This window comes from Rhizobium oryzicola (genome assembly GCF_030504645.1).
Classification (GTDB): domain Bacteria; phylum Pseudomonadota; class Alphaproteobacteria; order Rhizobiales; family Rhizobiaceae; genus Neorhizobium; species Neorhizobium oryzicola.
On sequence record NZ_JAUKWQ010000006.1, the window covers coordinates 106,019 to 129,469 of the forward strand.

Consider the following 23,451-nt stretch of genomic DNA (forward strand, 5'->3'; position numbering starts at 1 on the left):
CACTTTTCGTCATTCTTCGCAAAAGACAAATATCTGAACGATCCTTGAGCTTTTCCGAAAGCAGAAACTGCCGGATTGGTCAGGCGGGGTCGGTTTGGGAGGACTGGTGCATGAATATTCGTGCGGTCGCTGTAGACGAGGCGGCCCGTATTGCCGAAATTATTGAGGACTGTCGGCAGCTTGAAGGCCCGATGTTGCCGATCCTGCACCGCGTGCAGGAGGAATTCGGATTTATTCCTGAAAGCGCCAGGCAGGTGATTGCCAAGGCCCTCAATCTCTCGCGCGCCGAAGTGCATGGTGTCGTCAGTTTCTATCATGATTTCAAAGATCATCCGGCCGGTCGCCACACGCTGAAGCTCTGTCGAGCCGAGGCTTGCCAGTCGATGGGCTGCGAGTCTCTTGCGGAAAAGGCCAAGGCCAAACTCGGAATTGATTGGCACGAAACCACGTTTGATGGCGCGGTGACGCTGGAGCCCGTCTTCTGTCTCGGGCTTTGCGCCCAAGCGCCTGCTGCCATGCTGGATGGTGAGCTTTTCGCGCGCCTTGATGAGGACTGTCTGAACGACATCGTTGCGGAGGTGCGGGCATGAGCGTCACCGTTTTCGTTCCACGTGATTCGGCAGCACTTGCCGTCGGCGCAGACAAGGTGGCAGCCGCGATCCAACGTGAGGCAGAAGCACGTGGCATCGACGTCCATATCGTGCGTAATGGCTCACGCGGAATGCTGTGGCTGGAAGTGCTGGTCGAGGTGCGAACGGATCATGGTCGCGTGGCCTATGGTCCGGTAAAAGCATCTGATGTGCCCTCGCTGTTCGATGCGAGCTTCCTCACCGGCGGCAATCACCGGCTCTGTCACGGGCTGACCAGCGAGATCCCGTTCCTCAAGAACCAGACGCGGCTGACCTTCTCTCGTTGCGGCATCACCGATCCGTTATCGCTGGAGGATTACCGTCACTACAAGGGGCTGACGGGTCTGCAAAAGGCCGTTGCCATGGCACCTGCGGACATCGTGAAGCAGGTGACCGACAGCGGCCTGCGGGGTCGCGGCGGTGCTGGCTTTCCAACCGGCATTAAGTGGAAGACGGTTGCCGATGCCAGGGCGGACCAGAAATACATCGTCTGTAATGCGGATGAGGGCGATAGCGGCACGTTTGCCGACCGGATGATCATGGAGGGCGACCCCTTCGTACTGATCGAGGGCATGGCAATTGCCGGTATCGCGGTCGGAGCCACCAAGGGCTATGTCTATACGCGCTCGGAATATCCGCACGCCATTGCCGTGATGGAAGAGGCAATCGCCATTGCGCGGCGCGAGGGCATTCTGGGCTCCTCCGTGTTGGGATCTGCTTACGCTTTTGATATGGAAGTGCGCATGGGCGCGGGCGCCTATGTGTGCGGCGAAGAGACTTCGCTTCTCAACAGCCTGGAAGGCAAGCGCGGCATTGTGCGCGCCAAGCCGCCACTGCCGGCGCTGGAAGGCCTGTTCGGCAAGCCGACTGTCGTCAACAATGTCATGTCGCTGGCCTCCATCCCGGTCATCATGGACCGCGGCGCGCAGTTCTATCGAGACTATGGCGTTGGTCGCTCGCACGGCACGATCCCGATTCAGCTTGCCGGCAATCTGAAGCATGGCGGTTTGTATGAGACAGCCTTCGGCCTGACGCTTGGCCAGATCGTTAATGAGATCGGCGGTGGCACAATCAGCGACCGGCCGGTCAAGGCGGTACAGGTTGGCGGCCCACTCGGCGCTTACTTCCCTCCGGCGCTGTTCGATACGGTGTTCGATTACGAGGCCTTCACTGCCGCCGGCGGTCTGATCGGTCACGCTGGTATCGTGGTGTTTGACGATACCGTCGACATGCTGAAGCAGGCGCGCTTTGCCATGGAGTTCTGTGCGGTCGAAAGTTGCGGCAAGTGCACGCCCTGCCGGATCGGGTCGACGCGCGGCGTCGAGACTGTCGACAAGATCGCTCAGGGCATTGAGCCGGAAAAGAACAAGGTTTTGCTGGAAGACCTCTGCAACACCATGAAGTTCGGCTCGCTCTGTGCGCTTGGCGGCTTCACGCCCTATCCCGTCATGAGTGCGCTGACGCATTTTCCTGACGATTTTGCACCTGCACCGGTGCGGGAGGCAGCGGAATGAACGAGACGCAAAAGGTCAAAGGTCCGGCTTCCTATTTCCCTTCAATCGAAAAAACCTATGGGAAGCCAATTCAGCATTGGCAGGACATCGTTCGTCAGCAGGAAGGTAAGTCACATATGCAGATTGTTGCACTGCTGAAGGCGGATCATGGTCTGGGCCACGGTCATGCCAATGCCATCGTCGCGGCGACGCTCGCCGAGCAGAAATCGTAAGCGCAGTTGAACCTCTTCTGCGCGGTATAGTCCGCAGCGGAGAGACTGATCTGGAGGTCATCATGCCCCTCGTTCCTGAAATCGATTACGGCACGCCTGCATCCAAGGCCACGGATCTGGTGACGTTGACCATTGATGGTCGCGAAGTGACAGTGCCGGCCGGCACCTCTATTATGCGCGCATCCATGGAGGCCGGCATTCAGGTGCCGAAACTCTGCGCGACCGACATGGTGGATGCCTTCGGCTCCTGCAGGCTCTGTCTGATCGAGGTGGAAGGCCGAAACGGCACCCCTGCCTCCTGCACCACGCCTGTCGCGCCGGGCATCGTCGTCCACACGCAGACGGAGCGGTTGAAGCAAATCCGCAAGGGTGTGATGGAGCTTTACATTTCCGACCATCCGCTCGATTGTCTCACCTGCGCCGCAAATGGCGATTGCGAGCTGCAGGATATGGCCGGTGCTGTGGGTCTTCGCGATGTGCGCTACGGCTACGAAGGCGAAAACCATGTCAAGGCTCGCTCCGCCACCGGGGATGTGAACGCCCAATGGATGCCGAAGGACGAGTCGAACCCTTACTTCACCTATGATCCTTCAAAGTGTATCGTCTGCTCCCGCTGCGTTCGAGCCTGCGAAGAAGTGCAGGGCACGTTTGCTTTGACGATCGAAGGCCGCGGCTTCGACAGCCGCGTTTCGCCCGGTGCGCATGAAGCCTTCCTCTCCTCCGAATGCGTCTCCTGCGGCGCCTGCGTGCAGGCCTGCCCCACGGCGACGCTGACGGAAAAGTCCGTCATCCAGATCGGCCAGCCGGAGCATTCCGTCGTCACAACCTGCGCCTATTGCGGTGTCGGCTGCTCCTTCAAGGCGGAAATGCGCGGCGAGGAACTGGTGCGTATGGTGCCGTGGAAGGATGGTCAGGCCAATCGCGGCCATTCCTGCGTCAAGGGCCGGTTCGCCTACGGTTACGCAAGCCACAAGGACCGTATCCTCAACCCGATGATTCGCGAGAAGATTTCCGATCCCTGGCGTGAAGTCACCTGGGAAGAGGCGTTCGCCCACATCGCCTCGGAATTCCGGCGCATCCAGTATCAATATGGCCGCGAATCCATCGGCGGCATCACCTCGTCGCGCTGCACCAACGAGGAAACCTATCTGGTGCAGAAGCTGATCCGCGCCGGCTTTGGGAATAACAATGTCGATACCTGCGCCCGCGTTTGCCATTCGCCGACGGGCTACGGTCTCGGTCAGGCTTTCGGCACCTCTGCCGGTACGCAGAATTTCGACAGCGTCGAGCATTCCGACGTGGTCGTGGTGATTGGTGCGAACCCGACCGACGGTCACCCAGTCTTCGGTTCGCGGCTCAAGAAGCGTTTGCGCAAGGGCGCGAAACTGATCGTCATCGATCCGCGGCGTATCGACCTGGTGCGGACCCCACATGTCGAAGCTGCTTACCATCTGCCGCTCAAGCCCGGCACGAATGTGGCCGTTCTGACCGCCATTGCCCATGTCATCGTGACGGAAGGCCTGTTCGATGAGCGCTTCATTCGCGAGCGTTGCGACTGGTCCGAGTTCGAGGATTGGGCGGCCTTTGTCTCCGAAGCCCAGCATTCGCCGGAAAAGACGGAAAAGTTCACTGGCGTTCCGGCGGACGAACTGCGCGGTGCGGCGCGTCTTTATGCCAGGGGTGGCAATGGCGCGATTTACTACGGTCTCGGCGTCACCGAACACAGCCAGGGTTCAACAACCGTCATGGCGATCGCCAACCTAGCCATGGCCACCGGCAATATCGGTCGCCCCGGCGTCGGCGTGAACCCGTTGCGCGGACAGAACAATGTGCAGGGCTCCTGCGATATGGGCTCCTTCCCGCATGAACTGCCGGGCTATCGTCACATCTCTGATGATGCCACCCGCGAGACCTTCGAAAAGCTCTGGGGCGTGACGCTGAACAACGAGCCGGGCCTTCGCATTCCCAACATGCTGGATGCTGCCGTCGAGGGCACGTTCAAGGGCATTTACATTCAGGGTGAGGATATTCTTCAGTCAGACCCGGATACCAAGCACGTCTCCGCCGGTCTCGAAGCCATGGAATGTGTCGTCGTGCACGATCTCTTCCTCAACGAGACGGCGAACTATGCGCATGTCTTCCTGCCGGGTTCCACCTTCCTGGAGAAGGACGGCACCTTCACCAATGCGGAGCGCCGCATCAACCGCGTGCGCAAGGTCATGACGCCGAAGAACGGCTATGCGGACTGGGAAGTCACACAGAAGCTGGCGCAGGCCATGGGCCTTGCCTGGAACTACAGCCATCCTTCCGAGATCATGGATGAGATCGCCGCCAGCACGCCAAGCTTTGCCGGCGTCTCCTATGCCTATCTGGAGGAGAAGGGTTCCGTTCAGTGGCCCTGCAACGAGAAATTCCCCGATGGATCGCCTATCATGCATATCGATGGTTTCGTGCGTGGCAAGGGTAAGTTCATCCGCACGGAATATGTCGCGACCGACGAACGTACGGGACCGCGCTTCCCACTGCTGCTCACCACGGGCCGCATTCTTTCGCAGTACAATGTCGGCGCCCAGACACGTCGCACGGAAAATGTTGTGTGGCATGAGGAGGACCGACTGGAGATCCATCCGCATGATGCCGAACAACGGGGCGTCAAGGATGGTGATTGGGTGAAGCTCGCCAGTCGCGCCGGCGAAACGACGCTGCGTGCGCTGATCACCGACCGCGTCGCTCCCGGTGTGGTCTACACCACCTTCCACCATCCGGGCACGCAGGCGAATGTCATTACCACTGACTTCTCCGACTGGGCGACCAACTGCCCGGAATACAAGGTGACTGCGGTACAGATCTCGCCCTCGAATGGTCCGACGGAATGGCAGGAGGATTACGAGGAACTCAGCCGTCGCTCCAGACGTATCGTCGGCAAGCTGGAAGCGGCGGAGTAAGGCAGTCTCATGGGTGACGGCACAAGCCGCAGAGTTGAGGAGTGGAGCTTTCGCCAGGGGCGCATGGTGGCAAGCCACCGCAATGTGCCGGAAGAGGTGCCGATTGCCTTTTCCTATGGCGGTTCCACCCATGCGGTGATGATGGCGACACCGGCGGACCTTGTGGACTTTGCCTATGGCTTTTCTCTGGCGGAGGAAATCATTGTCACCCCGGAAGAAATTGTTGCGGTCGAACCCATCGAGGCGGGCGCCGGTATCGATGTGCAGATCACGCTGAAGGATGCCAAGGCGGAGGCTTTGACGGCACGGCGCAGGCGTATGGCAGGTCCTGTCGGCTGTGGCCTATGCGGTATCGAGTCGATCGAACAGGCAGCCCGCCAAGTGGCCCGGGTCAAGGAAAGTGCGCATCGCCTGACGCCGGAGATGGTAGCAGAAGCCGCGCGCCTGCTCGGCGACGGCCAACAGCTGAACCGCGAAACACGAGCGGTACATGGCGCAGGCTTCTATCGCCCGGGTAAGGGGCTGCTGACGATCCGTGAGGATGTCGGTCGCCATAATGCGCTGGACAAGCTTGTCGGGGCAGTGCTGAGGGCAGGTGTTCGGCCACAGGAGGGGGCGGTTGTGGTGACCAGCCGTCTCTCGGTGGAAATGGTACAGAAGACGGCCTTTCTCGGCTGCCCGATCCTGATCGCAATATCGGCGCCGACCGCTCTGGCGATCGAGACCGCAGACGCCGCAGGCATCAGCTTGATCGGGATTGCCCGTGGCGATGAATTCGAAGTGTTTACGAGGCCCGACCGGGTAACGACAGGAGAAGCCAGCGATGTCGCTTAATCACACGGACGAGAAGCTGGTGCGCATGGCAAACCAGATCGCAACCTTCTTTCTGTCGCAGCCGGAGGACGTTCGGGTCGAAGGCGTTGCCACGCATATCAACAAATTCTGGGAGCCGCGCATGCGGCGCCGATTCTTTGAAATGATTGATGCTGGTATTGGCGGGTTTCTGCCGCTCGTTGTTGCTGCGTCCACCAAGGTGAAGCGACCGGAAAATCGGTCGACGGAGCCGGTCGGTTTGGGGACTGATGCGGCATCGACTTTGGGCGGGAAGGGGCCGATTGCGGGTGAATCGCTGTCAGAGCCCAGCATTCCCGAACATTCAGCATAAAGGGTAGCGGCCCCGCGGCGATGGCGGGTGTCGATTTGGATTTCATCTGACATTGCAAGGGAGGTTGTCGCAATGGCGGTAGCAGGGGTAACGGGGGGAGCCGTGGCGCAGGCCGGGCTCCTTGATCGAGAGCGCATCATTGCGCAACCAGGGTTCAACCGGTGGCTGGTTCCGCCGGCGGCGCTTGCCATCCATCTATGCATCGGCATGGCCTATGGCTTCAGCGTGTTCTGGCTGCCGCTCAGCAAGGCATTGCCGACCACGGACCCCAGTTGCTCCAGCCTCACTCTGCTGGGAGCACTGACCACGACGGCCTGCAACTGGCGCGTGGCGGATCTCGGTTGGATCTATACGCTATTCTTCGTGCTTCTCGGCTGCTCCGCCGCCATCTGGGGCGGCTGGCTGGAGCGCGTGGGTCCGCGCAAGGCCGGTTTCGTTTCCGCCTGCTGCTGGTGCGGCGGTATTCTCATCGCGGCGCTCGGGGTGATGTCGCATCAATTGTGGCTGATGTGGATCGGGGCAGGGGTGATCGGTGGCGTCGGTCTAGGACTTGGGTATATCTCGCCGGTCTCGACGCTGGTGAAATGGTTCCCAGACCGTCGCGGCATGGCGACAGGCATGGCCATCATGGGCTTTGGCGGCGGCGCCATGATCGGCGCGCCGCTCGCCAACCTGCTGATGACGTATTTCAAGACGGATACCTCCGTTGGCGTCTGGCAGACCTTCGTCGTCATGGCGCTCATCTATTTCGTATTCATGCTGGGCGGTGCCTTCGGTTATCGCATTCCGCCTGCCGGCTGGCGCCCGGAAGGCTGGACGCCACCCGTTGCCAAGAGCACCATGATCACCCATCGCCATGTCCACCTGCGCGATGCGCACAAGACACCGCAGTTTTGGCTGATCTGGGCCGTGCTCTGCCTTAACGTCTCTGCAGGCATCGGCGTGATCGGCATGGCGTCACCCATGCTGCAGGAAATCTTTGCAGGCTCGCTGATCGGCCAGCCGGGCGTTGGTTTCGCGCAGCTGGATGCGGCTCAGAAGGCACAAATTGCAGCGATTGCTGCAGGCTTCACGGGCCTTCTGTCGCTTTTCAACATTGGTGGCCGCTTCTTCTGGGCATCGATGTCCGACAAGATCGGCAGAAAGAACACCTATTTCTGCTTCTTCATCCTCGGCATTATCCTCTACGCTCTCGCACCAACGCTTGCCACGCTCGGCTCCAAGGCGCTGTTCGTGCTGGCCTTTGGCATTATTCTCTCGATGTATGGCGGCGGCTTCGCGACGGTTCCGGCCTATCTGGCGGACATCTTCGGCACGCAGTTCGTCGGCGCGATCCATGGTCGCCTGCTGACGGCCTGGGCAACCGCCGGTATCTTCGGGCCGCTGGTCGTGAACTATATTCGCGAGGCGCAGATCGCAGCCGGTGTTGCACCCGGCCCGGCGCTCTACACCAGCACCATGTATATCCTCGCCTGCCTCCTTGCGCTCGGCCTCGTTGCCAATGCTCTTGTGAAGCCGCTGCCGGAAAAGTGGTTCATGTCCGATGAGGAGGTCGCGGCACTACAAGCCAAGACAGCGGCTGCCAATGCCGGCCCGACAGGCTCGTTCGGCATCGGCACCGGTGGCTTCGATGCCAAGGCGGCGCTGGCGTGGGCTGTGGTTGGTATCCCGCTTCTCTGGGGTGTCTGGGTTACGCTGAAGAGTAGCTTTGCGCTGTTCGGCTAAAAGCTGACGAAGGATTGATACGAGAGCCGGCCTTGCGCCGGCTCTTTTGCGTTTTGCCGTCAGTTGAGCCAGAGGTGGATAAGTGCGGCTTCCGGTGTTTCTGCGCCGCCATTTTGGATACCCGTTGACCAGAGGCCGGCACCCGCCGCGTAGGTGCCGGGACTGAGGCCACCTGCCTCGCACTGGCTCACGGCACGAATGCGTTTGCCCTTTGTCACCGCCCGCTCCAGAACCCGAACCAACTCGACGTCATCAGGCGCGGTTCCGCTTCCGAAAATGCGCAGTACTGCTCCGTCCAAAGTGTTCAGCGCTGCCTCGATCGCCGCTGCTGGAAGGCCTGGCGAAAGCGTTAGGATTGCAAGCTTGAGGGGTGCAAATTCATCCTTGGCAGCCGGCAGTGCGGTTGCCTGCGGCTGCGACCGGAAGGCATCCATCTGGTGGCTGTGATGTTTTACAAGTCCCGCAGCCGGCATCAGTTTGCCGGCGAAGGCCAGTTGAACACCTGGATCCGGCTGTTTGAGCGCTTGCAGGGCAAGATCGAGATTGTCCTCGGCATCGCCGCCCTGTCCAAGCGGCAGCATGGAGCCGCACAGAACTACCTTCCGGTTTTCGCCTGCAAGGGCTTGGGAAAGCGCAGCGCCGGTAAAGGCCATGGTGTCGGTGCCATGCGTAACAATGACAGCGGAGTCTGGATGGGCGCGGATGGCCCGCAGGATCTCGTTCCAGTGCTCAGGGCCGACGTTGGAACTATCGAGAAGGGGATCGAACACGACGCTGTCGAGACTTGAACTCCGTGGCAGACGCTCAAGCACAGCCTGCTCGACAAGTCCCTTTTGGGGTTCCAACCCATCGGGGCCGGGTGCCATGCCAATGGTGCCGCCCGTATGAATGAGTAGAATCCGCATGCCGCCTCTCCCAACCTGATGTTTGAGGACTGGTAAGGGATGGTTGTCCGGGGATCAATATCGGCGCGCCAAAAGGCTTCGCGCCGAAACAGAAAAGGCGGCCGTGCGGCCGCCTTCACACCTCGGAGGGGCTCAAATCAAGCAGCGAGATCGTCTGCCTCGGTGCCCTTGAACATCTTGGAGAGGTTCAGGAAGCAGATCATGCCGTTCTCATTGGCGATGATGCCTTCACAGAAAGTCTTGTCGAAGGATGCAGACACTTCCGGTACCGGCTGGATCTGGCTGCTCGGGATCGTCAGGATATCAGACACGCGGTCGACCAGCATGCCAATGACCATATTGTGTACTTCGGCAACGACGATGGCGGAGCGTTCGTTCGCGACCGTGCTCTTCATGCCAAGCTTGTAGGCCAGGTCGATGATCGGGATGACCGAGCCACGCAGGTTCATAACGCCGATCACGTCGGACGGCGCATGCGGGATCGGTGTCGACGGTGCCCAGCCACGGATTTCGCGAATGGTGGTGGTCTTGACGCAAAATTCTTGGTCGTGAAGGCGGAAGGCAATGATCTCAAGCGTTTCGCCGCTGTAGCTTGTCGAATTGATCGTAGTAGCCATTAAAATTCTTCCCAACTTTCCGATGCCTGGGCAACCGCTGCGGAACCGGAAAACCGCGCAACTTTCGCCATGGGTGTGCGTACCGGCAATGCCACAGGACGGCTTTCGGGTCGCGCTGATGCCATCTTAGGCGAAGAATGTTTCCCAAAGCTGAATCGTCCCAAAAGCATCCGCAACGCTTCGGATTCCTTTGCGAGGCTATGGCTTGCCGCGCTTGTCTCTTCCACCATGGCTGCATTCTGCTGGGTATTCTGGTCCATCAGGTTGACGGCTGTATTGATTTCCTTCAGGCCCAGCGATTGCTCATGCGCGGCCTCCACAATGGCCTTCACATTGGTGTTGATGTCTGCCACCTGCGCGACAATGGTCTGCAGCGAGCGGCCGGTCTCGCCGACCAGTGCCACGCCTTGAGCCACCTGCTCGCTTGATGTGTTGATCAAGGCCTTGATTTCTTTTGCAGCCTTGGCCGAGCGCTGTGCCAGTTCACGTACTTCCTGTGCAACCACGGCAAAGCCCTTGCCTGCTTCACCGGCACGTGCCGCTTCAACGCCTGCATTCAGCGCCAGAAGGTTGGTCTGGAAAGCAATCTCGTCAATCACACCGATGATGTTGGAAATTTCTCCGGCCGACTTTTCGATCTGTCCCATGGCCTCAATGGCATGATTGACCACTTCACCGGAACGCGTTGCGCCTATGGTTGTTCGCTCCACCAGTTGACCGGCTTCTTCCGCCCGCTTGGCGCTGGTTGTGACGGTCTGAGTGATCTGGTCGAGTGCGGCGGCAGTCTGCTCGACGGCAGCTGCCTGCTGCTCCGTCCGCTTGGAGAGGCTGTCCGTTGCTTCGCGAATCTGCTGCGAGCCGGAGGCAATTTCTTCGCCGTTGTGGCCGACGATCTGCATGGCGTCGCGCAGCTTTTCCATGGAGGCGTTGAAATCGTTTCTGATCTTTTCGAGCCCGGCGATGAAAGGGCGTTCGATGCGGAAGGTGAGGTCGCCATTGGAGAGAGCCGTGAGACCTTCGGCGATTTCGTCGACCGCGCGCACCCGGTCGGTCACATCCGTTGCAAACTTCACGACCTTCAGAACGCGTCCGTTGTCGCCAATGATGGGATTGTAGGAGGCCTGGATCCAGACGATCTTGCCGCCTTTGCCAATGCGCTTGAACTCCGAAGCGATGGCTTCCCCTGCTGCAAGCTTTGACCAGAATGTCTTGTAGTCGGCACTATCGCGGAAGCTTGGCTCGCAGAACATGCTATGATGACGCCCTTGAATTTCGGAGAGCGTGTAGCCGAGACAGTTCAGGAAGTTTTCGTTGGCGGTGATGATGTCGCCTGACGTTGTGAATTCGATGACCGCCTGCATCTTGGCAATGGCAGCGATTTTTCCGGCATCTTCCGTGGCCTTCAGCTTGCTCCCGGTGATGTCGCTGGCAATCTTCACAATCTTGACCGGCTTTCCGCCAACCAGAACCGGGTTGTAGGAGGCTTGGATCCAGATCTCCTTGCCGCCCTTGGCGATCCGCTTGTACTCACCGGCATCGAATTCGCCGCGCGAAAGGCGTGCCCAGAAGTTCCTGTAAGCATCAGACTTCACATAGTCCGCTTCGCAGAAGATACTGTGGCTGCGACCAACAACTTCCTGCAAGGAATAACCGAGTGCTTTCAGAAAGTTCTCGTTGGCTGTCAGGATCTTGCCGTTCAAATCGAATTCGATGATGGCCTGGGAGCGATGAAAGGCTGCAAGAATGGCTTTCGTTTCGCCGCCCGGGCTGAAGAGAAATGTCATGGTGCTTTTCCTCATAAAGATGTCGAGTTGATCTCGTGAGGTGCCACCATCTTGGTGAGCTGGACCTTACCGGTTCGACGGCTGTAAGGTTACAGAATAGAATTAAAATTTAGTCAAATATCACAATAATTTAGGGTTGTTTCAGTGAAGTGATTTACCATTTCAGACTGTTAAATGCCAGTTTGAATTGCGTTTGCTGGCGAAGCAATCTGCTCAATATTCCTTCTCATAGAAAATGCCGGCCGATCCTCCGTCGCTTCCAGCGGAACCTTTCAGCTTTACCCCACGTCCGACATCCAGATTGATGGAAGCGCGGGCGCCACTGGAGCCGCCTTGTTCCACCTGAAAATAGGTGCGGTTGTTGATATAACGACCCACCGAGACGCTCGTTTGTCCCGTATCGTCGGTGTTGATGTCGATATCATCAACTCCAAGATTGCTGCGCAGCGTCTCCAAAAGAGAAGTCGATCCGCCTCCCGCCAACTGGCTGACGGCGTCCGCCAGTTGGGCGATTTGAAGTGCAGACAGTTTCGACATGGACTGGCCGAAGATCAGTCGCGCCAGAACTTCATCCTGCGGCAAAGCAGGAGACGAGGAAAAGCTTATATCGGGGTCGTTCGCGACGCCGGTCACCTTGATGATGATTGTCGTGGATCCAGAACTGGTCTGTGCCTGCATGTCCAGAACCGGGATAAGGCCGCCGCCGAAAGTGATCTTGCCCGTCGTGAAATCCAGCCGCTTGGCAAGGATTACGATGCGGCCGCGACGCATCTGGAAGCCACCGGATACGACAGGTTCAGTTGCCGTGCCGCGGATGGCAAGGCGTCCACCGAGTTCCGCGTCGATGCCGCGACCACGCACGAAGATGCCATTCGGGGCGTCGATCGTCAGGTCGAGCGCCAGAGGTGTCGATGTGCCCTGTCCACCCTTGTCACCCAGAGCTGCGAGCAATTCCTTGACGTCAGCGGGTGGATTGACGTGCTTCACATTGATCTGCGCCAGCGATGCAGGCAGCTTTGCCGGAACGGTGATGGCAGCCTTGGTAAGGCGAATATCGCCCTTCAGAGCAGGCGCTCCCAACAGCGAGCCTGTCACCGTGAGGGCCCCATTGGCCGTCGCCGCGAAAAGCGTGCCGTCCACATAGGTGGCATCGTTCAGTGTGATCGTGAGATCAGCTGGGAACTCTCCCGTCAGTCCCACCGTACCACCGACCGACACCTTGCCGCCCGTGGAAAGAGAGCCGGACAGTGACTGGATCGAGGCACGATCCCGGTCGAAAGATACGGAGGCAGAGATGCCCTCAACGGCAAGATTGCGACGCACATCGATCAGCCGAGCACCCGATGTGGACGCTGTACCGTTGAACGTTGGCGCGGCAAGCGTTCCGCCGACCGCCACATTGAGCGTACCATTTCCTTCTGCGACAAAACCTTGAGCAGAGAGTTGCGTTGCCAGAAGCGCGAAGGGAAGCGTGCCTTCCACCTTCGCATCTACGGCGCGCGCGCCTGAGAGGCCGAGACCTCCTCGTGCGGTCAGTGCCAGCCCAGCGTCGCCGGAAAGGCGGGTTTCGAAATCCAATTGACTGCCCTTCAACGCGCCGGAGGCGGTGACGTTGAAGGCAGCAAGCCCCGCCGCACGCGCCTGCGCAAGCGAGGCATCCTTCCAGGAAAGATTAAAGTCAACGCCGCGGCCTTCAGGCAGAGCCGAAATCTTGCCCGAGATCTGCCCCGCTGCCCCCAAACCGGGGACGAAGCCATTGGCGAGGTTTGCCGGTATGGCTGCAAGGTTCGCATTGAGATTGATCTGCGGTCCATTGTCGCCGCCGATGGTTACCTTGCCGCTGGCAGAAGCATTCAGGCCATTCGGGCCGGATAGCCGGGTCTCTCCCAGCGTCAGCGTGCCGTTCTCGAAATTGCCAGCGGCCTTGAAGTTCAGGTTGGAAATCCCTGCATCGCCCTGTCGACGAATTTCTGCGTCGCTCCATTGCAGGTCGTAGCGAATGGCGGGAACAGAAACAGTTCCGCCGGCTGTCACGCGCCCGGTGATGATGCCGCCGGTCTGGAGACCGGGGAGGAAGCCCTGCGCCAGCGTTGCTGGTACAGAGGCGATGTCTGCCGCCATGTTCAGCACTTTATCTCCGGCCAGCTTGGCGGTGCCGGAGGCCGAAATCGAAAGGCCGGAAGGACCAGTGACCTTTGCTGTATCCAGCGAAAGCGTGGCGTTTGTGAAGCTACCATTTCCTTCCAACTGCAGGCCGCTCAGGCCTGCAAGCCGCGTCTGCCGTGTGACGGCATCCTTCCACATCAACTGATACCGAATCGCGGGTGCTTCCGGTGTGCCAGTGGAGGAAACCTTGCCGGAGATCACGCCTTCCGCGTCGATGCCGGGTATGAAGCCGTTGGCGAGCTTGGCGGGCAGGGCAGCGATATCGGCATTCAGATCGAAGGCTGGCGCCTGCTGCCCCTGGAGAACGGCGCGCCCCTGAGCCGTGACGGAAAGGCCGGCGGGGTCTTTTATCTCCGTCTTGTCGAGAGTGAGCGTGCCATTGGCAAAGGTGCCGGAGGCTTTCACATCAATGGAATTCAGACCTGCCATACGGGTCTGGCTGGAGGAGCCGTTCGCAAGGCTGACGTCATAGGCAAGATTAGGATTTGCAAGTGAACCGCGCAGACTTAAGCGCCCTGCTGCGAGACCGGTTGCTTCAAGATCAGGCCGGGCGATATCCGCCAGCGCTGCCGGTAGCGCTGCAAATTCGGCGGTCATATCCAGTGCCTGATCCCCGCTCAGTGCAACAAGCCCGTGGCCGGTAAACGATAGTCCGTTCTGACCGGAGATGCGCGCCTCTTCCAGATTGATGGCTTGGCCTGCGTAACGTCCCTTGGCTCGGAGAGCGAGGTCACCGATATGCGCGTCTCTTGTTTGCCGTGTCGCTGCATTGCTCCAGAGCAGGTCGAAGCTTGCGGCGGGGGAGGCAAGCGTGCCTTCGGCAGCCAATGTGCCGCCGATCACGCCTTCAGCCGCCAAGTCCAGACGCAGAGCATTGGCTAGCGCTGCAGGAATCCCCTTCAGTTCTGCGTTCAGCGCGATTTCGCGCTCGCCATCCAGCCGGATCGTGCCCTTGGCATTTGCGCTTGTCGCCTCCGGAGCGGTGAGATCGAAGGCGTCGAGTGTCAGGACATTGTTTTCCAGGCGACCCCGGCTAGTGGCTGTGATGTCATTCATCACGGCATGCTTCTTCGCATCCGCAATGGCACCATTGTTCCAGGCGAGATCGAACATGGCCGTCGGCGCGGCAAGCGTGCCGCCGATTGTAGACATGCCGGATAGAATGCCCAATGCTTCCACGCGCGGTTCGATACGGTGGACAAGCGAGGCTGGCAGCGACAGAAGATTGACCTTCAGGTCCAGCTTGCGGTCGTCCCGGGTCGAGATGCTGCCGTCCGCCGTAACTGCAATGCCGTCCGGATTGATCAATGTTGCGGCATCAATTCCCAACCGCCCATCTTCGAAGCGTCCACGCGCCTTGATGCGAAGCGGCTGCAGGCCATAGGTGCGCGTCTCAGCCAATTCCGCATTCGCGACATTCAGATCATAAAAGATCGAGGGATTGGAGGACTGGCCATTGGTGGCCACGAGGCCGTTCACCTGACCAGTCGGTGCGAGATTAGGCGCAACCAGACCAACCAGCGAGGCGGGAAGATTGCGGATCTCCGCCGACAGAGCCAGGGTCGAGCCCGCGCTGCCATCAAGTGTTATGCGCCCATCGCCAGCCGTCAGGGCGAGTTGGCGAAACCGTGCCTGACCTTGGGTGACGGAAATCGTGGCCGGTGCTGCAAGCGAAAGGCCAACGCCGCGTGGCTTGGCCGAAAACTGAGAGAGCGTGATGTCCGTGCCGTTTTCCGTATCGAGTGCACCGACGAGCAGCAATGGCGCGTTGTCGAAACGGGAGTTGAGGTCGAACAGGGTTCTTGGTCCTGCCTGCGTGACCTTCAGCGCGGAATCCTGCAGGACCTGACCGCCGATCTCGATCTGATTAGCGCGGATGACGCCGTCCAAGGTCATGCCTGCGAGATTTGCGGATGATGCCGAGACCGCCGGCGCCTTCAAGATGACGCCGCGCGACGAAAGCGTTTGGCCGGACGCATTAAGGGCTAAGGTTGCTTTGCCGTCTACTCCACCCAACCGAACAGTACCCTGCAGATCGCCCGCAGCCTGTTGCCCTGCCAACGAGGCGATGAGGCCTGCTTCCGGGAAATTGAACGCCAGTTCACCCTGGGGCAGCATGGACGAGGTGAAGGCCATGTTGCCGGTCACGCGATTGGGGCCGAGTTCAACAACCAGATCCGGTGCCGAGAAGGTGCCATTGGCATAGGCGAGATTGCTTTCGATGCGGGCGGGCTTGCCGTCCACATTCGCCTGGCCCTTCAGATGTGCGCGTGGTGCGTTGAAGTCGGCCGTGCCATCCATCACCAGGCTGACGCCGTCCAGCAAACGCCCGCGGAAGCGCGCCTCGGCGGAGTTGATGGTGGCCTTCAACGCAAGTGCAGTTACTGGACCATTGGCAGTGAGATCATAACCGGCCGGCCCCTTTGCGTCCGGGCGCAGTTTGCCGAGATCCGGAACCCGGCCCGCAAGATGTGCGGTCATCTTACCGCCATCCAGAAGGACGTTCCCGTGGCCTTCCAGTATGGAAGATTTGACGACAACGTTCTCCAGGCTGATACGGCCGCCAATCGCTGCGTCAATATAGCCTTCGGCAGCGATGCGATCCTCGAAAAGATCGCCAATCTCGGGCGGCAGACCTTCCGGGTTCAGGAACATCCGCAGATTGCCGGTCACCGCCTGCTTGGAAAGATTGTAAGCACCGCTGACCGTGCCGGAGATATTGGCACTTTCAAACGTGGACGCATCCAGCCCGACTGCCTGCGTACCAAGCCGGATCGGCGCATCGATGCGGATCGGACCCTGGATCAGGCGGTTGAGGTTGTCATCGGTGAAGCCGGTGCGCGCGGCCGTCAGGCGGGAGCGTATGCTGCCCGTCCATTGGTTGAAGTTGAGGTCTTCACTTTCCGCCTGCAGGCGCACCTGCTCAAAGCGGGTGTTCATGGCTGAAATCGAACGGAAGGCCGCAGTCGTGGTGAAGCGGGCAGAGGCTGCTGCACCGGTCAGGGTGAAGTTGACGTTCTCGACCGCAAAGCGGGCGGGCTTGCCATTGATCGGCCAGTCGATATCGATCGGGCCATTTGCACCGGCAATGCTGCCGGCCAGGCTATTATCGGCGGCTGAGTCCAGCGCGCCCGCAGCTGATACCCGAATGGCGCCAGAGGCAAGTTCGCCCTTTTTGATCTCGATGCGGCCATTGGGCGAAAACAGCGCGCCTACATTGATATCGGTGCGTCCGGCAAACATCGGGCGAATGGCCGGCGGCATCAGTTCCGCCAGTTGCCCGCCACCCTGTACCTCAACGCGATGACGACCGTCCGGCGCAAGCGTATGGCGTCCGTCCATGCTGATGACCGGCTTGCCATCCACGGTTCCGCGCAATTGCCCGCTCCAGTCGGAAAGCGGTCCCTGGCCATCGAGAGCCAGGGCAAGGGCCGGAGCGCCAGGCAAATGCAGCAGTCTCGCAAGCAGGCCACCTGACGGTTCGGAAACGACCGCCTGGAGTTTCAATTCGTTCTGCTGCGGCGCATAGACCAGATCGGTATCGGCGATCGCGTTCGGCTCATCCTTGCGGTGAGCCGAAGCCTTGGCTGAAATCCTGTCGCCGGTGGCGTCGACCGAACCCGCAGCCGCCAACAGGAAGTCACGGCCCGTCAAAAGCCGCGAAATGGAAATGTCGGGCAGTTCCATGCTGTCGATGCGAACTTCGACAGGAAGGGAAAAACCGCTCGATTGGCTTTGAGAGGTTTGTGCTTGCTGTGGCGCATCTTCGGGCGGTCGATGCAACTTCAGGCCTTCGACCCGGATACGCTCCGCATGGAAGGTGCCCGACAAGAGAGCAAGCGGTGACCAGTCTACGGCGACACCCTGCGCTTCGGTGTGGACACCCTTGTCATCGCTGATATCGATCCGATCAATCCTGAGGTGCCCCGTCAGTAGGCCCCTCAGCGCGGAGAGCTTGACCATTTGCCCGGGAGAGGAGGCGAGCGAGGATATGAGATTTGCGGCCATGCGCTGCCCGGCGGGCGCGAAGCCGACAAAGAGCGCGGAGGCAACAATGAGGACGAGCAGGATCGCCGCCGTGCGAAGCACAGCGCGCAAAATCCTTGAGCCCAGGCCGCGTGATGACCTCATTGCGCTTGCATTGTCCTCATTGTTCTCCAGAAAAATTGCTTATCCTGATATCCGATCTTTTGCGACATCAGAATGATTGCCCGATACCGGCATAGATGCCGTAGCGGCTTCCTCCCTCATATCGGTTCAGCGGCAACGCCACGTCCACCCTGATCGGGCCGAAGGGCGTGGCATATCGAAGCCCGATGCCTGCGCCCATCCGTATATCGGAGAAATCGGGCACCATTTCGGTTGAGACCGCCCCCACATCCAGGAACGGCACGATTCCAATCTTCTCCGTGACTTTCAAGCGCGCTTCGAAGCTTCCGATCGTATAGGATCGTCCTCCGACCGCCTCGCCTGATGCGTTATAGGGCGAAATTTCCTGATAGCCATAGCCACGCACGGAACCGCCCCCTCCAGCAAAGAACCGGCGTGTGGTGGGAATGTTCGCAAGGCTTCCGCCGCCCACCACTGTTCCCGCCGAAAGGCGGGCGGCTAGCACCACCCGATCGTCCTCGCCAAGGCCCAGATAGCCCGAAATGGCTCCCTCGAAAGAGGAAAATATTTCGCTGCTGTAGATTTCATAGCTTGGTTTGGCCGAGATCATAGCCCTGTAGCCGCTGGTCGGATCCAGCTTGTTGTCACGCGCATCGCGTTCGAAGGATACAGGCAGGCTGAGCGTCAGATAGGTATGGCTGCCAAGCCCGTCTTCTGCGTCGATCCAGGCGATTTCACCACCGCCCTTCACCGTGTCCGTATCGTTCAGCTCATAGGCCAGTTGGGTGAGTTCGGTGATGCTGTTGGCGGTATAGCTATCCGGTGTTTCCCGTTTCGCAACGAGGCTCGATTCCAGCCGCATCTCCGGAAGGAAGAAGCCCGGTTTCGCGAAATACATCCCTGCCGAATAGTTGAAAGTGGTGACGTCGGTGGTCGCGCCTATGCCCGAAACCTTGCCTTCGATACGCAGGGACTCCGCATTGCCGAAGAGGTTGCGGTGGCCCCAATAGCCGGAAAGCCCGGCGCCATCGATCGACGAATATTCCGCGCCGAACCCATAGTAGCGGAATTTGCCCTCGGAAACCTCGATCATCAGCGGCAGTGAACCATCCGGTGCAAGCTTGTCGGCTTCGCGAATGGTGACGCTGGAGAAGACATTCAGCTCCCGCAGCCGATCGCCCGCCTTCTTCAACTGCTCCGGCGAGTAGCGTCCGCCCTTGTCCAGACGGGAATAGCGGCGCACGAATTCCGCGTTGACGTCGCGCGAGCCCTTCACAGTGACTTCGCCGAAGGGCGCGACCGGGCCACTCGCAGCTGCGATCGTCACATCGACCGTGTTCGTTCGGTGATCGGCCACCACATCCCGCGTCGTGAGCTTGGCCAGTGGGCGGCCATCCTTCTTCAAATCCTGGACGATCCGCTCGCCAGCCTTGATGATGGCGACGGAACCGGCGGGACCACCAGTTTCGAGATCGTAATCCTCTGCCTTGAACTGGGCCGCATCGCCTTTCAACGTTACCCGACCCAGCGTGAACACTGGTCCCGGATCGACAGAGACCGACACGGGGACCGGACGGCTATGATCGAAGGTCGGGTTGGGCGGCAGCCGGTCGAGATCAGTGCCGGCAATGGTGATCTTCACGGTCCCGCCATAGCGAGCTTCTTCGTAGAGAACGGCGACAATGCGGTCCCGGTCCTCGCGTGCCTTGATGACGAGGCCCAGGTCGCCGGAAACGGGCTTGTCCTTGTCGGCCACGAGCGATGTGGTGGTTTCCAACCGCTCCTTCAGTTTCGAGTCTGCATTGCCCGTATTCAGCGTCGGAGCATAATTGACCGGGTTGACGACATCTTCCTTGTCGTCATCGCTTTCGAATAGCGTCAGGCCGAATATCTTCAGCGCATAAGCCTGGGTCGCGAAGCCGGGATATGCCAGCATCGTCGCTGCTGCCATGGCGGCAAGGCCGGTCTTCCGAAACGCGGCGCGCAAGCCCGGGCCGGCAATGTCATTGCGCTTACTCAGTTTGGTGTTCCACCCTGGCAGGGCTATTCATGCCCATTGATCAAGATGCTAATATAACAGAGTGCCAGAAAAGTCATGTCGCGGATCTGCCACGCCTCGGATCAAAAAGCCCCGGAGCGTGCTCCGGGGCTGTATTCTTGGACGGCAGACGGCTTATCAGTAGCGGCCGCGCGGGCAAGCATCGACATAGCGACGGCCGTAGCGGTCGCGGTAGTAGCACTGGCCAGGCTGTTCTGCGACGGAACCGATAACGGCACCGGATACGCCGCCGATTGCCGCACCCACGGCTGCACCGCGCACGTTGCCCGTAGCAATACCGCCAATCACGGCACCCGTGCCCGCACCGATTGCGGCACCCTGTTCAGTCTGGGAGCAACCTGCAACCGTCAGGCCAACCAGCATAAGCATCAACGCCTTTTTCATTCTACTCTCTCCACTTTTTATGGGCCAATTTGATGGTCTTGTTCTCTCATCGGCCGGTCTGACGACCCCGCTTGCACGGAAGGATAAGATTCCGAATGCGGAAGTCCAGACGTACTGTTCTGGTTTCGCTTATGAAAGTGTCAATCAATTGTTCCAGTGATTGCGATCTGGACAAAAAGTATCAGTTGATCCGCCGAGAAAAAAAGCAAATGATGCGTCTCGTGTTTGAGGAGACACGCGGAGGAAATCATGACGAAAGTGACGCTGACCGTGAACGGTCGGGCGGTGAGCGGCGATTGCGATGATCGTACGCTGCTGGTCCACTTCATCCGGGAAAAGCTCGGCCTGACCGGCACGCATGTCGGCTGCGATACCACCCAGTGCGGCGCCTGTGTCGTCCATCTAGATGGCAAATCCGTGAAAAGCTGTTCCATCCTTGCGGTTCAGGCCGCGGGATCGTCAGTCACCACCATCGAAGGTCTTGCGCCGCAGGGGCAGTTGCATCCCGTGCAGGCGGCGTTCAATGAGCATCATGGTCTCCAGTGCGGCTTCTGCACGCCGGGCATGGTGATGACCGCTGTCGACCTGATTGGAAGAAGCGGCGGGGATCTGGACGAGGATAAGGTACGCCACGGGCTGGAGGGCAATATCTGTCGTTGCACCGGCTATCACAACATCGTCAAGGCGGTTCTTTCCGCCAATGAACAAATGCACGGCGAGGTTCGCCAGGCCGCAGAATGAATCCGGGCGAATAGGAATTGGCGAATAGCGAATAGCATGCCGCCTGTGCTGCGCTCGCATTTGTTTCCCTATTCGCTACTCACTATTCGCTATTCGCTCGTTTCGGGAGGAGACGATAATGGGAGTAGAAGGTATTGGTGCACGCGTGGCCCGCAAGGAAGACAAGCGCTTCCTGACCGGCAAGGGCCGCTACACCGACGATATGGTTGTTCCGGGCATGAAGTTTGCCTACTTCGTCCGTAGCCCCCATGCGCATGCCAGGATTACGGGTATCGACGCCTCCGCCGCCAAGGCGATGCCGGGGGTGATTGACGTTCTCGATGGCAAGCAATTGCAGGCTGATGGCATCGGCAATCTGATTTGCGGCTGGATGATCCATTCGAAAGACGGCTCACCGATGAAGATGGGCGCCTGGCGTCCGCTCGCCGTCGATACGGTTCGCTATGTCGGTGATGCCGTGGCAATCGTCGTGGCCGATTCGGCGGCAGAGGCGCGCGATGCTTCCGAAGCTGTGGTGGTTGATTACGAGGAACTGCCTGTCGTCACGACATCGCTTGCCGCGCTGGAAGCCGGTGCGCCGCAGATCCATCCTGAAGCGCCGGGCAATCTCATCTTCGATTGGCAGATCGGTGATCCCGCTGCGACCGACAAGGCGATTTCCGAAGCCGCGCATGTGACGGAGATCGAGATCCTCAACAATCGCCTGTCGCCGAACCCGATGGAGCCGCGTGCGACGCTCGGTATCTATGATTCGGCGGAAGATCACTTCACCTGCTATACCACCAGCCAGAATCCGCATGTGGCGCGTCTGGTCATGAGCGCCTTTTACAATGTGGCGCCGGAAAACAAGCTGCGCGTGATCGCGCCTGATGTCGGCGGCGGTTTCGGCTCCAAGATCTATATCTACCCGGAGGAAATCGTCTGTCTCTGGGCCTCCAAGAAGACCAGCGTTCCCGTCAAGTGGACGTCCGACCGCACGGAAGCCTTCCTGACCGATGCCCATGGCCGCGACCATGTGTCGAAGGTCAAGATGGCCTTTGACAAGGATCACCGCATCATTGGTTTGAAGGTCGATACCATCGCCAATCTCGGCGCCTACATGTCGCTCTTTTCCTCGGCGGTCCCGACTTATCTCTACGCGACGCTGCTATCAGGCCAATACGCCATCCCTGCCATTCATGCCAATGTGCGCACTGTCTATACCAATACGGTGCCGGTCGATGCCTATCGCGGGGCAGGGCGCCCCGAAGCGACCTACCTTCTTGAGCGCACGATGGAAGTGGCGGCGCGCGAACTCGGTGTTTCGCCGGCGGAACTACGCCGCAAGAATTTCATCCGCTCCTTCCCCTACCAGACGCCTGTCATCATGAATTATGACGCGGGCGACTATGAGGCCTCGCTGAATGCGGCGATGGAAGCGGCTGACTGGAACGGCTTCCCTGCGCGTCGTGCGGAGGCAGAGCGTCGCGGCAAGAAACGCGGCATTGGTATGAGTTGCTACATCGAAGCTTGTGGTATTGCGCCGTCTCAGGCTGTTGGTTCGCTTGGTGCGGGCGTCGGGCTCTGGGAATCGGCGGAAGTGCGGGTGAACGCCGTTGGTACCATCGAAGTGCTGACCGGTTCCCACAGCCATGGCCAGGGTCACGAAACGACCTTTGCGCAGCTGGTGGCCGATCGCCTCGGCGTGCCGATTGCCAGTGTGAACATCGTGCATGGCGACACCGACAAGGTACAGATGGGCATGGGCACTTATGGCTCGCGCTCCGGTGCCGTTGGCATGTCCGCGATTGTCAAGGCGCTCGACAAGGTGGAGATGAAGGCGAAGAAGATCGCTGCCCATCTGATGGAGGCCGACGAGAGCGATATCGTCATCGAAAACGGCGAGCTGAAGGTGGCCGGTACGGACAAGACGCTTCCCTGGTTCCAGGTGGCGCTGGCGGCCTATACCGCACATAACCTGCCGGCCGGCATGGAGCCAGGCCTCAAGGAAAGCGCCTTCTACGATCCGTCCAACTTCACCTTCCCGGCGGGCTGCTACATTGCTGAAGTCGAGATCGATCCGGAAACCGGCAAGACGGATATTATCCAGTTCGTGGCAGCCGATGATTTCGGCAACATTATCAATCCGTTGATTGTTGAAGGTCAGGTGCATGGCGGGCTTGCTCAAGGTATTGGCCAGGCGCTGCTGGAAGAGGTCCGTTACGACGAAGCGACCGGCCAGATCTTGACCGCCAGCTATATGGATTACGCCATGCCGCGGGCCGACGACCTGCCGTCCTTCACGCTGTCGCACCAGAACACGCCCTGCCCGGGCAATCCGCTCGGCATCAAGGGCTGTGGGGAAGCGGGTGCCATCGGTTCCCCGCCGGCGCTCATCAACGCCATCACCGATGCCATCGGGCATGATCGCCTGACCATGCCGGCGACACCGCTGAAGGTATGGACGGCCTTGCAGGACGCGCCGACGCGCCTGGCGGCCGAATAATCGAGGGGAG

15 protein-coding genes are annotated in these 23,451 nt (G+C 59.7%); 9 read left to right on the forward strand and 6 right to left on the reverse strand.

Annotated elements, in window-relative coordinates:
* Positions 1-110 precede the first annotated feature (110 nt).
* The 7 genes from Q2T52_RS18355 (at position 111) to Q2T52_RS18385 (ending at position 8,190) form a co-directional block, all read left to right on the forward strand.
* Positions 111-590, forward strand: coding sequence for a formate dehydrogenase subunit gamma (locus tag Q2T52_RS18355; RefSeq protein ID WP_302078273.1), 480 nt, complete (start codon positions 111-113; stop codon positions 588-590).
* Positions 587-2,143: a formate dehydrogenase beta subunit gene (locus Q2T52_RS18360; protein ID WP_302078274.1), complete on the forward strand. Its 1,557-nt coding sequence runs from the start codon at positions 587-589 to the stop codon at positions 2,141-2,143. Before Q2T52_RS18355 ends, Q2T52_RS18360 begins: the two co-directional genes overlap by 4 nt.
* Entirely contained in the window at positions 2,140-2,355 is a 216-nt protein-coding gene (locus Q2T52_RS18365) for a DUF4287 domain-containing protein (RefSeq protein WP_302078275.1), read from the forward strand. Before Q2T52_RS18360 ends, Q2T52_RS18365 begins: the two co-directional genes overlap by 4 nt.
* A 62-nt stretch (positions 2,356-2,417) precedes the next feature.
* Positions 2,418-5,300: a formate dehydrogenase subunit alpha gene (fdhF, locus tag Q2T52_RS18370; protein ID WP_302078276.1), complete on the forward strand. Its 2,883-nt coding sequence runs from the start codon at positions 2,418-2,420 to the stop codon at positions 5,298-5,300.
* Between the two features lie 9 nt (positions 5,301-5,309).
* The gene (gene fdhD / locus Q2T52_RS18375; RefSeq protein ID WP_302078277.1) at positions 5,310-6,134 is read left to right on the forward strand and encodes a formate dehydrogenase accessory sulfurtransferase FdhD; all 825 of its coding nucleotides are present in this window, start codon (positions 5,310-5,312) and stop codon (positions 6,132-6,134) included.
* On the forward strand, positions 6,124-6,465 hold the full coding sequence (locus Q2T52_RS18380; protein ID WP_302078278.1) for a formate dehydrogenase subunit delta: 342 nt from the start codon (positions 6,124-6,126) through the stop codon (positions 6,463-6,465). The genes fdhD and Q2T52_RS18380 overlap by 11 nt, the downstream gene beginning before the upstream one ends.
* Positions 6,466-6,537: 72 nt before the next feature.
* Complete coding sequence (locus Q2T52_RS18385; RefSeq protein ID WP_302078279.1) at positions 6,538-8,190, forward strand: OFA family MFS transporter; 1,653 nt, start codon at positions 6,538-6,540, stop codon at positions 8,188-8,190.
* A 59-nt stretch (positions 8,191-8,249) separates the two neighbouring features.
* On the opposite strand, the gene Q2T52_RS18390 is transcribed toward Q2T52_RS18385, so the two are convergent.
* From Q2T52_RS18390 to Q2T52_RS18415, 6 genes are all read right to left on the reverse strand, one after another.
* A complete protein-coding gene (locus tag Q2T52_RS18390; RefSeq protein ID WP_302078280.1) occupies positions 8,250-9,095 on the reverse strand; it encodes an asparaginase domain-containing protein in 846 nt (281 codons plus the stop codon).
* A gap of 137 nt (positions 9,096-9,232) precedes the next feature.
* Positions 9,233-9,712 carry a chemotaxis protein CheW gene (locus Q2T52_RS18395; RefSeq protein WP_302078281.1) on the reverse strand — a complete coding sequence of 160 codons (480 nt, stop codon included), beginning with the start codon at positions 9,710-9,712 and terminating at the stop codon, positions 9,233-9,235.
* Complete coding sequence (locus Q2T52_RS18400; RefSeq protein ID WP_302078282.1) at positions 9,712-11,496, reverse strand: methyl-accepting chemotaxis protein; 1,785 nt, start codon at positions 11,494-11,496, stop codon at positions 9,712-9,714. The genes Q2T52_RS18395 and Q2T52_RS18400 overlap by 1 nt, the downstream gene beginning before the upstream one ends.
* A gap of 213 nt (positions 11,497-11,709) precedes the next feature.
* A complete protein-coding gene (locus Q2T52_RS18405) occupies positions 11,710-17,751 on the reverse strand; it encodes a translocation/assembly module TamB domain-containing protein (RefSeq protein WP_302078283.1) in 6,042 nt (2,013 codons plus the stop codon).
* Positions 17,752-17,860: 109 nt separating this feature from the next.
* Entirely contained in the window at positions 17,861-19,723 is a 1,863-nt protein-coding gene (locus Q2T52_RS18410; protein ID WP_302078284.1) for an autotransporter assembly complex protein TamA, read from the reverse strand.
* A 225-nt stretch (positions 19,724-19,948) separates the two neighbouring features.
* Entirely contained in the window at positions 19,949-20,215 is a 267-nt protein-coding gene (locus Q2T52_RS18415; RefSeq protein WP_302078285.1) for a YMGG-like glycine zipper-containing protein, read from the reverse strand.
* A gap of 249 nt (positions 20,216-20,464) precedes the next feature.
* On the opposite strand from Q2T52_RS18415, the gene Q2T52_RS18420 reads away from it, so the two are divergent.
* Both Q2T52_RS18420 and Q2T52_RS18425 read left to right on the forward strand, forming a co-directional pair.
* Positions 20,465-20,956, forward strand: coding sequence for a (2Fe-2S)-binding protein (locus tag Q2T52_RS18420; protein WP_302078286.1), 492 nt, complete (start codon positions 20,465-20,467; stop codon positions 20,954-20,956).
* 118 nt (positions 20,957-21,074) lie between these two features.
* The gene (locus tag Q2T52_RS18425) at positions 21,075-23,441 is read left to right on the forward strand and encodes a xanthine dehydrogenase family protein molybdopterin-binding subunit (RefSeq protein WP_302078287.1); all 2,367 of its coding nucleotides are present in this window, start codon (positions 21,075-21,077) and stop codon (positions 23,439-23,441) included.
* Positions 23,442-23,451 lie beyond the last annotated feature (10 nt).

Coding starts and splice junctions, on each gene's coding strand:
- Q2T52_RS18360 (WP_302078274.1), top strand. CDS start 587: ATGAGCGTCACCGTTTTCGTTCCACGTGATTCGGCAGCACTTGCCGTC.
- Q2T52_RS18365 (WP_302078275.1), top strand. CDS start 2,140: ATGAACGAGACGCAAAAGGTCAAAGGTCCGGCTTCCTATTTCCCTTCA.
- Q2T52_RS18410 (WP_302078284.1), bottom strand. CDS start 19,723: ATGGCAGCAGCGACGATGCTGGCATATCCCGGCTTCGCGACCCAGGCT.
- Q2T52_RS18380 (WP_302078278.1), top strand. CDS start 6,124: ATGTCGCTTAATCACACGGACGAGAAGCTGGTGCGCATGGCAAACCAG.
- fdhF (WP_302078276.1), top strand. CDS start 2,418: ATGCCCCTCGTTCCTGAAATCGATTACGGCACGCCTGCATCCAAGGCC.
- Q2T52_RS18415 (WP_302078285.1), bottom strand. CDS start 20,215: ATGAAAAAGGCGTTGATGCTTATGCTGGTTGGCCTGACGGTTGCAGGT.
- Q2T52_RS18385 (WP_302078279.1), top strand. CDS start 6,538: ATGGCGGTAGCAGGGGTAACGGGGGGAGCCGTGGCGCAGGCCGGGCTC.
- Q2T52_RS18400 (WP_302078282.1), bottom strand. CDS start 11,496: ATGACATTTCTCTTCAGCCCGGGCGGCGAAACGAAAGCCATTCTTGCA.
- Q2T52_RS18420 (WP_302078286.1), top strand. CDS start 20,465: ATGACGAAAGTGACGCTGACCGTGAACGGTCGGGCGGTGAGCGGCGAT.
- fdhD (WP_302078277.1), top strand. CDS start 5,310: ATGGGTGACGGCACAAGCCGCAGAGTTGAGGAGTGGAGCTTTCGCCAG.
- Q2T52_RS18390 (WP_302078280.1), bottom strand. CDS start 9,095: ATGCGGATTCTACTCATTCATACGGGCGGCACCATTGGCATGGCACCC.
- Q2T52_RS18425 (WP_302078287.1), top strand. CDS start 21,075: ATGGGAGTAGAAGGTATTGGTGCACGCGTGGCCCGCAAGGAAGACAAG.
- Q2T52_RS18355 (WP_302078273.1), top strand. CDS start 111: ATGAATATTCGTGCGGTCGCTGTAGACGAGGCGGCCCGTATTGCCGAA.
- Q2T52_RS18395 (WP_302078281.1), bottom strand. CDS start 9,712: ATGGCTACTACGATCAATTCGACAAGCTACAGCGGCGAAACGCTTGAG.